14 protein-coding genes are annotated in these 12,422 nt (G+C 55.8%); 12 read left to right on the top strand and 2 right to left on the bottom strand.

All coding sequences use genetic code 11. The features are described 5' to 3' along the window. Positions 1-140: 140 nt before the first annotated feature. From FO268_RS17765 to FO268_RS17750, 4 genes are all read left to right on the top strand, one after another. The gene (locus tag FO268_RS17765) at positions 141-884 is read left to right on the top strand and encodes a DUF899 family protein (RefSeq protein WP_150994572.1); all 744 of its coding nucleotides are present in this window, start codon (positions 141-143) and stop codon (positions 882-884) included. Between the two features lie 115 nt (positions 885-999). Continuing rightward, positions 1,000-1,377, top strand: coding sequence for a thioredoxin domain-containing protein (locus FO268_RS17760; RefSeq protein ID WP_150994571.1), 378 nt, complete (start codon positions 1,000-1,002; stop codon positions 1,375-1,377). Then, complete coding sequence (locus FO268_RS17755) at positions 1,364-1,663, top strand: glutathione S-transferase family protein (protein WP_191966987.1); 300 nt, start codon at positions 1,364-1,366, stop codon at positions 1,661-1,663. The genes FO268_RS17760 and FO268_RS17755 overlap by 14 nt, the downstream gene beginning before the upstream one ends. 86 nt (positions 1,664-1,749) lie before the next feature. Next, entirely contained in the window at positions 1,750-2,016 is a 267-nt protein-coding gene (locus FO268_RS17750) for a DksA/TraR family C4-type zinc finger protein (protein WP_150994569.1), read from the top strand. 40 nt (positions 2,017-2,056) lie between these two features. Here the strand turns inward: FO268_RS17750 and FO268_RS17745 are convergent, their stop codons facing one another. Further along, positions 2,057-2,884 carry a MipA/OmpV family protein gene (locus FO268_RS17745; protein ID WP_150994568.1) on the bottom strand — a complete coding sequence of 276 codons (828 nt, stop codon included), beginning with the start codon at positions 2,882-2,884 and terminating at the stop codon, positions 2,057-2,059. 170 nt (positions 2,885-3,054) lie between these two features. Between FO268_RS17745 and FO268_RS17740 the strand changes: the two genes are divergently transcribed. From FO268_RS17740 to FO268_RS17710, 7 genes are all read left to right on the top strand, one after another. Then, positions 3,055-3,444 carry a hypothetical protein gene (locus FO268_RS17740; RefSeq protein ID WP_150994567.1) on the top strand — a complete coding sequence of 130 codons (390 nt, stop codon included), beginning with the start codon at positions 3,055-3,057 and terminating at the stop codon, positions 3,442-3,444. 37 nt (positions 3,445-3,481) lie between these two features. Continuing rightward, positions 3,482-4,237, top strand: coding sequence for a glucosaminidase domain-containing protein (locus tag FO268_RS17735; RefSeq protein WP_202336689.1), 756 nt, complete (start codon positions 3,482-3,484; stop codon positions 4,235-4,237). Between the two features lie 135 nt (positions 4,238-4,372). Then, complete coding sequence (locus tag FO268_RS17730; RefSeq protein ID WP_150994566.1) at positions 4,373-5,587, top strand: serine hydrolase domain-containing protein; 1,215 nt, start codon at positions 4,373-4,375, stop codon at positions 5,585-5,587. Positions 5,588-5,705: 118 nt separating this feature from the next. Beyond that, positions 5,706-6,560 carry a sensor domain-containing diguanylate cyclase gene (locus tag FO268_RS17725; protein WP_150994565.1) on the top strand — a complete coding sequence of 285 codons (855 nt, stop codon included), beginning with the start codon at positions 5,706-5,708 and terminating at the stop codon, positions 6,558-6,560. A gap of 136 nt (positions 6,561-6,696) precedes the next feature. Continuing rightward, a complete protein-coding gene (locus FO268_RS17720; protein ID WP_150994564.1) occupies positions 6,697-7,017 on the top strand; it encodes a thioredoxin family protein in 321 nt (106 codons plus the stop codon). A gap of 23 nt (positions 7,018-7,040) precedes the next feature. Next, positions 7,041-7,502 (top strand): methyltransferase family protein, encoded by a 462-nt coding sequence (locus FO268_RS17715; RefSeq protein WP_150994563.1) that lies wholly within the window; start codon positions 7,041-7,043, stop codon positions 7,500-7,502. Positions 7,503-7,540: 38 nt separating this feature from the next. Then, positions 7,541-8,518, top strand: a complete 978-nt coding sequence (locus FO268_RS17710) for a Gfo/Idh/MocA family protein (protein WP_150994562.1) — start codon at positions 7,541-7,543, stop codon at positions 8,516-8,518. Positions 8,519-9,138: 620 nt separating this feature from the next. On the opposite strand, the gene FO268_RS17705 is transcribed toward FO268_RS17710, so the two are convergent. Next, on the bottom strand, positions 9,139-10,071 hold the full coding sequence (locus FO268_RS17705; protein WP_150994561.1) for a formate/nitrite transporter family protein: 933 nt from the start codon (positions 10,069-10,071) through the stop codon (positions 9,139-9,141). Positions 10,072-10,286: 215 nt separating this feature from the next. On the opposite strand from FO268_RS17705, the gene FO268_RS17700 reads away from it, so the two are divergent. Then, positions 10,287-12,419 carry a putative bifunctional diguanylate cyclase/phosphodiesterase gene (locus FO268_RS17700; RefSeq protein WP_150994560.1) on the top strand — a complete coding sequence of 711 codons (2,133 nt, stop codon included), beginning with the start codon at positions 10,287-10,289 and terminating at the stop codon, positions 12,417-12,419. The last annotated feature ends 3 nt before the right edge of the window (positions 12,420-12,422 follow it).

Raw genomic sequence — 12,422 nt, 5'->3', positions numbered from 1 at the left:
GGCCCCATTCAGCATTGGGTTACCAGACACCACTGGAGTTCGCCGCTGGCTACCGGACTACCGGCAAAGGGTCGAAATTAACCGACATTACTAAGCAGTGAGCGGTTTAGTGATTGGGGGCAGGTCACAGGAGGTACGTCATGCAAGACTCAGCAACTCCCAGAATCGTTAGCCGTGATGCGTGGGAGCAGGCTCGCGCTGAACTGCTGGCTCAGGAAAAGGCCCACACAAAAGCCGGCGATAAATTAGCGGCGGCTCGCAGACGTCTCCCGATGACGCCGATGGAGCCGGTCATGGTCATGGGTCCGGATGGCGCGGTTCCCCTGCTTGATGTGTTTGAAGGGCGGCGCATGTTGGTTGTGTATCACTTCATGTGGAACCCGGGCGCGCCTCACGAAAAGCAGTGTGAAGGATGCACGCACACTCAGGTGGCGATGAATTCGGTCGTCCGCGCATACCTGGCAGAACGTGACGTCAGCTACGCCGTGTTCAGCAGCGGTCCATGGGACGAGATCGCTGCCTACCGAGACTTTATGGGATGGACAACGCCGTGGTACTCGACTTCCGAATCGTCGGACTTGCTGGCGACGCGCGACGGTGGCGACTTGCGCTGTTATCTGCGGGACGGCGATCAGGTGTACCAAACGTATGAAACGACGCAGCGTGGAATCGAAGCGATGATGCCCACGCTGCAATTACTCGATCTCACGCCGTACGGCCGGCAGGAGACGTGGGAGGAACCGCCCGACGGCTGGCCGCAGCAGGACCAGGCCGGCTCATGGTGGCGGCGCGACGGCCGGCCAGTGGCTCAGTGGACACGTACCGATGCGGCAGTCGAATCTGGTGCCAGTTGCTGCTCTCGCAACGGGGAAACTGACGCCTAAACCATAGGGGCCTTCCCGGAAGCAACAGGTAATAGTGACTTATTAGTCACACTGGCTCCCACGTGCGCTAAACTCCAGTCAGAAGTTCACCCCTCTACTACACGGGAGAACGAAAATGGCGGACTACGAACTCTATTACTGGGGCCTGCCCTTTCGCGGTAATTTTATCCAGCTTTTGCTGGAGGAGGTTCGGGCGGATTATCGGAAGCTGGATGCCAGCGAGGTCTATCCTGACAGCAACCTGAGCCTCCACTACCCCGGGATGGCACCACCGTATCTTTACGACTGCAGGGCCCAGCTCTGGTTCGCCCAGATGCCGGCCATTCTCATGCATCTGGCGAAGGCGTACCATTTTCTTCCCGATGAAGCTGACCAACACACCCTCGCCCTGAAGGTGATTCTGGACTGCAACGATGTTCTCATTGATGTGGGAGCAGGACACATGGAACGATTTCCGGGCCCATCGTCTGGCCGACTGGATGGCCATCTTTGAAAAGACAGGCCTGGCACATTCCCTCGGGCCGGACGCAGGCTATCTACTGGGCTCCACGCTCACCGTAGCCGATATTGCGACTGCCGCACTGTTCGGCACCCTGGTCCACAGCTTTCCGGAACTCGCCGGGGACCTGGAAAAGAACGCCCCCCGGGTGGCGAGACTCTGCCAACGAATGGAACGCCGCCCGGCTATCCGTGATTTTCTTGACAAGCAGCGGCGAGAATTGGGTAATGCTTACTGCGGTGGTCAGATTGAACAGTCCCTACGGGATGTCTTACGGTAGGTACAGGGAAAACCGGAACACCCATTAGCCAGCCGGGCATCCAAGATTACCCGACTGCATCATTCACTCAACGACCGGAGAATGCTATGGCAGGTGGATGGTCAAAGGATGGCGCCGTTCAGGATCAGATTGATGCCAGCGTTGATGATGGGGTGCAGCGCGCACGCAGCCAACTGGTAAGTGGTGAGAGCGCCGTTTATTGTGAAGAGTGTGACAGTGCTATTCCCGAACCCCGCCGCAAGGCGATACCCGGGGTTCGGTTGTGTGTTGCGTGCCAGTCTGCTCTTGAGAAGCAGCAGACCTATTCAGGCGGCATTAACCGCCGTGGCAGCAAGGACAGCCAACTGCGGTAAGCGAAGAAGCGGGAGGCACAGTAGGACAATATTTACCAACCTAGAACACGTAAATGAACCCGATGCCTATTTCGGCCTCGTAATCGCTGCGAGCGATCGGGCTGGAGCGAACGTCGCTACTGTAGTATTCGTAAAGCGCTTCGCCGTAGATCTGCCAGTTCTCGTTGATGTTGTGACGGTAATTGTAATCGACCCCGACGGAGCGGAGCCCGCTACTCAATCTGGTTTCATCCAGCCCCGATGCAGCTGATTGCTCGGCGTTGATGCCAAAATCTTTATTGGCGAATTCGCTATCGTGAAATACTGCAACAAGGTTAATCTCGGACCCGGTTCCGTCGATCTGGTCACCGAAGCGGCGGCCTGCGCCAAACAGGCCCAGGTTGCCGTTCTCGCCGGTAACCACTCGACCGACCAGCCAGTAACGCCAGTCGGCGCTGAATGTATGGCGTGCCTGCAATACGAGTTCAACCCCCTCATCGCCGTCACCAAGTCCATCCAGATAGCCCTTGTCGGAATCACTTTCTTCACGGCCTTCATCAAAGCCCACCAAAGCTTCGAGTAGCCAGGTATCGGCAGGGAGGCCACGCCAGCCTAAGGCCTCACCGGCCCAATAGAAGAGGTTATTTCCTCTACGCCACTGCACGGCACCGGCAGGTTGGAGCTCAAACTCAAATTCGTCCGACCCTTCGTAGGCGGTTTCATATTCAATACTGAGACCTAGCCCAAAGCCCCATCCGTCCTCACCTCGGGTAAAGTCGTCGAGTGACGGCAATGGAACCAAAGCCTTATTTTCGTCTTGCGCTACGGCTGTTTGGACTAAAAAGCCCTGTAGGAATACGATCAGCAGTGAACTTGTAATTTTTTTCATGGTAAATCTTTCCTGGGCGCCACCGGGCGACAGGCGCCCGATAAGCTGTTTATGTTATCTATTATATGGGCAATCTGGGAAAACAGATCTCAGGACATATTCCGGCCTGGCCATGACGCAGAAGGTCAAGGGAAGACCAAACTCAGGTAAATGAGGTAACCGCAATTCTCATGATCGCTTTCAAGAGTTTGCTTGTATGGTTCGGCATTCTTGCCCTGGCCATCGCGAACGGCATTATTCGGGAGATGGTGCTTCTCCCCGCATTTGGCATTCCGGCCGCGTTTATCCTGAGCGGATTGCTGCTATCCACCCTGATTCTTGGTGCGGCTTACCTGGCACTCCCCTGGTTGGGCCTGGACCAGGCTTCGCAACAATGGGCAGTGGGTTTTGGTTGGCTTGCGCTCACGCTGGTTTTCGAGTTTTCGTTTGGGCTGGCTCAGGGCAAATCCTGGCCGGTGTTGCTTGAAGCTTACACGTTCAGGGACGGAAACATCTGGCCTGTTGTGCTTGCCACTACGGCTTGTGCACCATTTGTTGCGGCGAAATTGCGTACCGGGTAGTAAGCTGAGCTCTGATAGTCGACCAACAGGTGCGCGAATGCTCAAGATCCTCCAGTCGTTCAGGCCGCGAGCCAGGTATCCCGCGCTCATGGCAATTGCGCTGCTGTTTTCATCACCGATTCCGGCGAGCCCGGATTTTACGGAGTATGAATCCGTTGATAAGCGCAAAAAGGCTTTCTTCAGCTTTTTTCTTCCCCTCGTGAGAGAACGTAATAGCGAAATTCTCGCCATCAGGGATAAGCTCTCGCAATGGCGGGACCATCCGGAAACCGTGGATGGCTGGAGCAGCACAGATGTCCAGGCCGTTGCGGCTGATTACGGTATGGAGGGTTTTGACCCGGACTCCCCGGATGACTGGGAGCACCTGATGCGGCGGGTGGATGTAATCCCGCCCTCACTGGCGCTGGCCCAGGCCGCCAAAGAAAGCGCCTGGGGGACATCCGGCTTTGCCCGCGAAGGCAATAATTTCTTCGGGCAATGGTGTTTCGAAAAAGGCTGCGGGCTGGTACCGGAAGACCGTTCATCGGGCAGTGTTCACGAGGTTGCGGTGTTCCCCTCAGCCGAGGTATCTGTCGATGCCTATATGCGAAACCTGAACCGACACCGCGCCTATGCGCCATTGCGCAGGATTCGTGAGGATCTGCGACGTAAGGACGAGCCCGTGACAGGAAAAGCACTGGCGCAGGGACTGGAAGGTTATTCAGAGCAGGGAGAAGAGTACGTTTCCCAGGTGCAGGCCCTGATACATTCGAATGACCTTACCCGACATGACAGGGATGATTTTGCTCCATAGATTCGCCACAGATATGAGCATGCACTGGAAAGCCGGCACTCTCCCCTGCCCTGATTCCAGCATCCGATCAACGACGCTGTTATTCCAGTATAGTTGACACATCCCTCTGGAATCACACAAAAAGGCGCCACCTCTATGACAGAATCCCGACAGGTTACCGGCCTGGAATCAAGCCAGCTTCGTAACATCGAAGATCACCTTGAGCGCCGATACATCCAGCCCGGAAAGTTGCCCGGCACGCTGACACTGGTGGCCCGGCGTGGGGAAATTGCCTATCTGAAAGCGCAGGGGCTGATGGATGTGGAGCGCAACAAGCCGGTCTGCCGGGATACGGTTTTCCGCATTTATTCCATGACCAAGCCGATTACATCTATCGCCATGATGCAGCTCTATGAGCAGGGGCGGTTTTTGTTGGATGATCCGGTACACCAGTATATTCCGGCGTGGAAGAACCTGCGGGTTTACCAAAGCGGTGTCTATCCCAACTTCCTGACCGCCCCTGCAACCAGCACCATGACCATTCGTGACCTGTTTACCCATATGTCAGGCCTGACCTATGGGTTTATGAATCGCACCAACGTTGATGCTGCTTACCGGCAACTGAAGCTGGACGGCAGCCGGAATATGACGCTGGAAGCACTGGTCAATCAACTGGCGGAACTGCCACTGGAGTTTTCACCGGGCACCGCGTGGAACTATTCGGTCAGCACGGATGTGCTGGGCTATCTGGTGCAGTTGCTGGCTGACAAGCCGTTTGATGAGTATCTGCGCGAACATATCTTTGGGCCTCTGGACATGCCGGATACCGGCTTCCAGGTCCGTGACGATCAGCTTGACCGTTTCGCCGCCTGCTATCAGTACGATCCTGTCGATCAGTTCAAGCTGCAGGACGATCCGCAGACGTCCCCGTTCCGGGACAAAAGGAAGTTTCTCTCTGGCGGCGGGGGGCTGGTTTCCACCATTGACGATTATTTCCACTTTGCCCAGGCACTCTGTCAGGGCGGCGAGTTTGGCGGGCGGCGGATTATTGGCCGAAAGACACTGGAATTCATGCGTCGCAATCATCTACCCGGCAATCAGGACCTGCCTGGCCTCTCTGTCGGTGCGTTCAGCGAAACACCTTATGCCGGGAGTGGTTTCGGCCTGGGCTTTTCGATAAAGACTGACGTCGCCAAATCCCAGATCAACGGATCGGTCGGCGAGTATGGTTGGGGTGGCCTGGCAAGTACGAACTTTTTTATCGATCCGGTGGAAGAGCTGGTGGTGATCTTCATGACGCAACTGATCCCCTCATCGACCTACCCGATCCGTCAGGAATTGCGGGCTATTGTTAATGGGGCGTTGGTTTAGAAGTTCCCAACGCGATCCAGAACATTGCGGCCTGGACCTTCAAGGGCAGTTTTTCAACAACCTGTTGGACCCGCTGGACTATACTTGACCAATATGAATCGCCAAATCCCCCTGAACTATGCCCGTTGACCTGAACTCGCTTTTTCCCAAGCTGACCAATTTGTTGCTGGACGCTGTCTTCGTAGTCGATCAGGACGACCAGATCGTCTTTGTGAGCGATGCGTGTGAGGCACTGCTCGGGTATCGTGCCGATGAGCTGACGGGCACGCCGATCACCGACTATGTGCACCCCGATGACCTTGCGGACACACGAGCGTCCATTGTTCGAGTTATGGAGGGTCAATCCCACAACGACTTCTGTAACCGTTATATCCACCGAGATGGCACTATTGTATATATCCTCTGGTCTGCCCGCTTATCCGAAGAGGACGGCGTGCGGATCGGTGTGGCACGGGATGTGACGGCACTGAGGCAGGCAGAGGAGAAACTGCGTTTCCTCGCCCATCACGACCCGTTGACAGGGCTTACCAACCGATCATTGTTCCATGATCGATTCGAGTCGGCCCTGCGTACAGCCCGTCGCCACCAGAGCGGCCTGGCTTTGCTGTTTCTGGATCTCAATGACTTCAAGCACATCAACGATACCCATGGACATGCGATGGGTGATCGGGTGCTCTGTATAATTGCCGGACGGCTGGAAGGCTGCGTTCGAGAGACGGACACGGTGGCCAGGATGGGTGGCGACGAATTCACTGTGCTGTTGACGGACATCCAGTCGGCGGAAGCCGTTTCCAAAAAGGTGGAGGAAATCGTCGCAGCCGTGACCGCGCCCTTGGGTGCCGAATTCGGTACTATCAAAACGCCATCCTGCAGTATCGGCGTGGCCTGTTATCCAGCGGACGGGGAGGACGCGGACACCCTGTTGAGCCATGCTGATGACAATATGTACCGGCTGAAACGGCGACGTACGTAATCCTGGCTGACGAGCTACACCGGAGTTGCGTGAGTCCGAGCCATTCGTTGGCTGTATTCAGACCCCGCCCAGACGAACCGTAGGTGAAAGCGGGTCGTTTTTAATTGATGAAATGGGTCTAACATCTGGAGGTCTCATGGGATTTACGTCGAAGTACACAGCCGAAGCACCCGAACTGCAGGAAGTACAGCAGACCCGGGGCCCTCTCGTTCTTGAATTCGGCACGTCCTGGTGCGGCCACTGCCGCGCTGCCCAGCCTCATATTGAAGAGGCGTTTACCTCGAGTGACGAAATTCCACACTGGAAGATCGAAGATGGCAAGGGGCGGCGGTTGGGGCGCGCCTTTCGGGTCAAGCTCTGGCCTACACTGATCTTTCTGCGTGACGGCCAGGAGGTCGAACGCCTGGTCCGCCCCACAGACACTCCCTCCATTGTCCGTGCGCTGGGCAGGCTCTGAGCCAACGAGACCTATGCAGGAGTATGTATATGCTTGAAAAACGCGTTCCTCCCCTGCTTCTTGTGCTGATCGTCGGCGCTGCCATGTGGGGAGTTTCTGTTCCGACTTCATCTGTGCCAGTGGACGACACCACCCGTAGAGTCGCCGCGGGCGTGATCTTCCTTGTTGGCGTCCTGTTTCCTGTGGCTGGCGTGATGGCTTTTCGGCGCGCCAGCACCACCATAGACCCTCGCACGCCGGAGGCCAGTTCGGCATTGGTCAGCTCGGGTATTTACCGTTATTCCCGCAACCCGATGTATGCGGGGTTCGCGCTCTGGTTATTGGCCTGGGGTGTATTTTTGGGGCCGGGCTGGGAGTTAATCGGTGTGGTGTTTTTTGTGCTGTATATGAACCACTTCCAGATTGCTCCTGAGGAGCGGGCCCTTCGGGCGTTGTTCGGTGACGAATTCCGGGCCTATGAGCAGCAAGTTCGCCGCTGGCTTTAGAAGGACAGAGTTAGTTCATTTTTTGACCGGAGACAAATATGGATTTCAATTGGGGCCTTATCGGGCCAGGACGGATCGCAGAGAAGTTTGCCGGGGCAATGAAAGCCGAAGGGGTGGGCACGCTCAAGGCTGTCGCCAGTCGTAACGCTGACCGGGCTTACGCGTTTGCCGACCACCATCAGATCGAAACCGTCTACAACGACTACGCAAATCTGTACCAGGATGACAGCCTGGACGCCATCTACATTGCCACCCCGCATAACTTCCATCTCGAGCAGGCGCTGGAAGCGATAGCGTGCGGCAAGCACCTTCTGGTCGAAAAGCCTCTCACGGTCACCGCTGCCGATTCGGAGCGACTGTTCGCAGCCGCCAGGGCCAAAGGGGTATTTGCGATGGAGGCGATGTGGTCTCTTTTCCTGCCAGTTTATCAGCAGGCGAACGCCTGGCTGAAGCAGGGAAAGATCGGTGAGATCAGCGGGCTCCGGTCCTCCTTTGGCTTTGTTGTGCCACGCAAACCTGACGACCGTCTTCTGAACCCCGATCTGGCCGGCGGCGTTTTGCTGGATATGGGGATCTACACCGTCGCCACGTCGCAGTGGTTTATGCAGGCTGATCCCGATGACTTCATTTCCCAGGTTCAGATCGGACCAACCGGGGTTGATGAAACCGTTGCCATCCAGCTGCATTATCCCGGTGCCAGAGTCAGCCAGTTGTTATGCAGCTTTGAAAACAAATACGACAACGAACTGACGGTGTTTGGCAACAAGGGACGCATCGTCATTCACAGCAATTTCTGGCAGTCGCAAAAGATCAGTCTGTTTGGCAATGACAATCGCGTTCAGGCCCTGGACTGCCCGTTCGAAGTCAACGGCTTTGAGTACCAGATCCGGCATGTGGTCAGGTGCATCGCAGAGGGAAAAACTCAGAGCGACGTTATGCCCCACGTGCGCACTCTTGGCAGCCAGCGAATTATGGACCGGGTACGCCGGGACGCAGGCTTGCTCACTCAGAAATAAACAGTGAAAAGCAGGAAACTTCGTCAGGTGGTATGAATCGCCGAGGCAGTATGGACAGTCAACTACGATAACCGGCCCAAACTGGCCTGCCGAACAGGTCTACTCGTTTACATTTCTTTACACTTAGTGCGCTAGCGAACAGACCGGACAAACCCATTAGCTTACTCTGAGTTCTGGTGAGGCAACGGAACAGCCTGGACAGGACGCCACATCATGCGTCGCAAGGATGAGGCGCCATCAGAACTCAGGATTGGGGCCATTGACGGCCCCGCTTTGGCAGTATGGCTATGGACCCGCAGTACCCTCTTGCACCGGCCTCGCTTCCCGCGCAGGCCGTTTTTTTGATTCAGACCCGGCTCGGATGTAGCGCTGGGTATGTGCTATGACGCCCTCATTAACGAGCTCATCACACGGGCTGGCCCTGTTGGTACTTGTGGGATTTTCCGGCTTACTTCTGGCAGGCGCTCAAACTCTGGTAAACACTATCGAGATCACCACTTCAAAACACTATGTAATTCCTCAGCCCAGGGCTGAATTCTTATCGCTTCGGGGTGAATACGAGCAGAGCCAGCGCTCCCATTCACCTCCTTTTTGACCTGTGCAGACTCACGGGCACGGTGTCACATTTCTTCATGGACCTGGCCATAGGCCAGCATCGCGAACAGCCCTGTACCACCGATAATGTTGCCGATGAGTACCGGTAAAATATGGTGGACCAATGCAGTAACGATGTTCATTTCCCCATTGAGCACCAACGTGAAAATTTCGTTTGAACCGGCAATCACGTGGGTAAAATCACCGGCGGCAATCAGCCAGGTAAACATCACGATAACCAACACCTCGGATCTTTTTGCCGAGGGCAGCATCCACACCAAAGCCGCTATGAAAAAGCCTGATGGAATACCACGTAGAAGTGTCTCGGCAGGGCTCAGCGTTGCCAGGTGGCGCGATATCTCCAGGATCGCCGTGAGGGTCTCCATGGTAAGGATGCCCCCGTGGACGCCGATGGCGGCGGTAATAAACGTGCCAAACAAATTTGCCGCAAGCACAATGCCCCAGAGACGTCCGGTACGATAGAAACGGTTGCGCGTAGGCTGGGCGAGAACCGGTAACACAACGGTTATGGTGTTTTCGGTAAACAGTTGGAGCCGGCAGAGAATCACCAGGACAAATCCCACCGTGTAGCCCAAGCTCTCAATCAGGGTCAGGTAGGGGTGAGTGGAACCAAGATTGGCACGGATAATTCCCTCGACAAGGACCGAGGTCGAAATTCCGATCCCGGCTGCCACACCGGACCACCAGAGGGACATTTTCGGGCGATTCAGCTCCTCTTCGCCCTCTCGATGAATGATGGAGTAGAGCGTCAGTGAAGTCAGGCCACCATGCTCGGCAACGGTATCACGCTCTTTCCGAGTCAGTGACTTTTCGCTCGGTGTCGGTGTCTGTTCGCGGGATTCGCGATCCGCGGCCTTGGCGCGAGACTCGTGCTCATCCGCGGCCTCCTTGGCTTTCCTTTCGGAGGAGGTATCCTGGTTGGCTTCCTCGTTACTCATTCAACTGTCCTTTAGCCATCCAGAAGCGGTTGTGTGGCTGCAACAGTGACCCCGCTGGAAGTTGTGTTCGTTGCCTATGATGATAGCTTAGATTCCTTGCCCGACCACTCTAACCGGGGTTTCCTGTTAATTCGCATACAGCGGGTGTACAAGTGCGCAATAACCTACTTAAGTAATACCAGTAGGACAGCTTTTGCCATACAGGATACCCGCCCATGAAACTCACCGAATTCATTCGAACCCATATGGAAGAAATCCTGCAGGTCTGGGATTACGATGCAAAAGCGATCCTGCCCACCCCCGACCTGTCACCAGAAGAACTCAGAGACCACGTTGAACAAATCCTGCTGGGTATAGTGGTAGAGCTGGAACGACCGTCGACCGGCCATGAGCGAGCATCCCATTTCAACCCTGAGCACCCTGACTGTATTGCTTCGGCCCGGATTCACGGTGTGGAGCGGCACAATCTGGGCGCCGACATCGTCCACGTAACCAGTGAATTCGGCGCGCTGCGGCTGACGGTAGCCCAGCGCTGGCTGAACTCCCTTGACACCATTGAACCGAGGGACATTGAGGATCTCAACCGGTTCAACCGCAAAATTGACAAAGCCCTGGCACAATCCGTTCAGCGTTATGCTCTAGAAAAGCAGAAACAGGGTCGGCTGTTTGAAACCATGCTGTCATCACTACCGGACCCCTGCTATATCCTGAACCTGGACGGCACCTTCATTTATGCCAACAGGGCGATGGCGGAATTATGTGATCTGACCGCTGATAAGATCCGTGGCAAACGCTTCGCTGAAATGCCACTCCCTGCGCACTACACGGACAAGAATCAGCTGGAAAAGGTGGTTCATCGAAAAGAGCAGATCCGGGGCGAAGTGGAGATCCAGTCAACTCAGGGTAACAAACGGTTCTTCGAGTACGTCTATGCGCCGGTGATAGATGACAAGGGGCAGGTGGAAGCGGTCTCCGGCATCGGTCATGACATTACCCTGCGCAAACAATCCGAAGCCAAAATCTGGCGCCATGCCAATTACGATTTGCTGACCAACGTGCCCAACCGTCGCCTTTTCAGGGACCGGCTGGATCAACACGTTGCGCATTCCGAACGTACCGGCGACCCGTTTGCCCTGCTCTTTATCGATCTGGACAACTTCAAGGTCATCAACGACCGGCTGGGCCATGATGCCGGTGACGAGCTGCTGAAGGATGCGGCCAAGCGCATCAGTGCCTGCGTACGGCAGTCGGATACGGTGGCGAGAATGGGGGGCGATGAGTTCACGGTTCTGTTGCTGGATACCGGCAATCTGGCCTATATCAAGGACATCGCCAGGAATATTCTGGCGGAACTGGACCGGCCGTTTCGTCTCGGTGATGATGAAGTGAAAGCGCCCGGCAGCATTGGCATCACCCTGTTCCCCGAGGACGGCCAGTCCGCCCAGCAATTGTTGAGCAATGCTGACCAGGCCATGTATCTGGCCAAGCAATCCGGGCGCAATCAGGTCTGTTTCTATAACCAGATCCTGGGGCATGCCCGCGATGCCCGCCACCAGTTGGTCGCCGAGCTTCGCCAGGCTCCGGCAAAGCGGCAACTGGAACTGTACTATCAGCCTATTGTGGAGCTGTCCAGTGGCCGCGTTGTGAAAGCAGAAGCATTGCTGCGATGGCAACACCCCGAGCGCGGCCTGCTGACACCAGGGAAATTTCTGGGGCTGGCAGAAGAAACCGGCCTGATGGGCGCCCTGGAGCACTGGGTCTTTGAAGAAACAGCCGCCAACACTGATCGCTGGACATCTCTGGCGGGTTTACCCTTCCAGATAGGCATCAATACTTCGCCCATGCAATTCACACGCAGCACCCAGGACGAATTCCTGGAGGCCGATCTGGACGCCCTTGCCCATTCCGGAGCCACAGTAATACTCGAAATGCCGGAAAGTGTATTCCTGCAGAGCATGAAGAATCTGGGAGAGCGTTTTTCCGAGCTCCAGAATGCTGGTGTCCAGCTGGCCCTGGACGACTTTGGTACCGGCCATTCATCGCTGGCGTATCTCAAGCGGTTTAATGTGAGTTATCTGAAGTTGGACCCATCCTTCGTGCAGAACGATAGTCCCGATTCGGGGGGCCAGACTATTGCCGAATCCATTATCGCAATGGCCCATAAACTGGGAATCCAGGTGATTGCGAAAGGTGTCGAAACCGCGGAACAGAAGGACTGGCTGAAAGAGGCCGGTTGCGACTTCGCCCAAGGACATTATTTTTCCACGCCCCTGCCGATGGATAAGTTCAGCGCTCTGTTACACAACGGTAGCCATCCTTCGGGGGTACTAAGCATAAACAGGCATTAAGTC

Origin of the sequence: Marinobacter denitrificans (assembly GCF_008795955.1) — a bacterium.
Lineage (GTDB): Bacteria > Pseudomonadota > Gammaproteobacteria > Pseudomonadales > Oleiphilaceae > Marinobacter > Marinobacter denitrificans.
This window is presented reverse-complemented; position numbering and strand designations above follow the sequence as displayed.

Bases quoted from the DNA above. Each gene is read 5' to 3' on its own strand.
- FO268_RS17765 (WP_150994572.1), top strand. From the start codon at position 141: ATGCAAGACTCAGCAACTCCCAGAATCGTTAGCCGTGATGCGTGGGAG.
- FO268_RS17760 (WP_150994571.1), top strand. From the start codon at position 1,000: ATGGCGGACTACGAACTCTATTACTGGGGCCTGCCCTTTCGCGGTAAT.
- FO268_RS17755 (WP_191966987.1), top strand. From the start codon at position 1,364: ATGGCCATCTTTGAAAAGACAGGCCTGGCACATTCCCTCGGGCCGGAC.
- FO268_RS17750 (WP_150994569.1), top strand. From the start codon at position 1,750: ATGGCAGGTGGATGGTCAAAGGATGGCGCCGTTCAGGATCAGATTGAT.
- FO268_RS17745 (WP_150994568.1), bottom strand. From the start codon at position 2,884: ATGAAAAAAATTACAAGTTCACTGCTGATCGTATTCCTACAGGGCTTT.
- FO268_RS17740 (WP_150994567.1), top strand. From the start codon at position 3,055: ATGATCGCTTTCAAGAGTTTGCTTGTATGGTTCGGCATTCTTGCCCTG.
- FO268_RS17735 (WP_202336689.1), top strand. From the start codon at position 3,482: ATGCTCAAGATCCTCCAGTCGTTCAGGCCGCGAGCCAGGTATCCCGCG.
- FO268_RS17730 (WP_150994566.1), top strand. From the start codon at position 4,373: ATGACAGAATCCCGACAGGTTACCGGCCTGGAATCAAGCCAGCTTCGT.
- FO268_RS17725 (WP_150994565.1), top strand. From the start codon at position 5,706: ATGCCCGTTGACCTGAACTCGCTTTTTCCCAAGCTGACCAATTTGTTG.
- FO268_RS17720 (WP_150994564.1), top strand. From the start codon at position 6,697: ATGGGATTTACGTCGAAGTACACAGCCGAAGCACCCGAACTGCAGGAA.
- FO268_RS17715 (WP_150994563.1), top strand. From the start codon at position 7,041: ATGTATATGCTTGAAAAACGCGTTCCTCCCCTGCTTCTTGTGCTGATC.
- FO268_RS17710 (WP_150994562.1), top strand. From the start codon at position 7,541: ATGGATTTCAATTGGGGCCTTATCGGGCCAGGACGGATCGCAGAGAAG.
- FO268_RS17705 (WP_150994561.1), bottom strand. From the start codon at position 10,071: ATGAGTAACGAGGAAGCCAACCAGGATACCTCCTCCGAAAGGAAAGCC.
- FO268_RS17700 (WP_150994560.1), top strand. From the start codon at position 10,287: ATGAAACTCACCGAATTCATTCGAACCCATATGGAAGAAATCCTGCAG.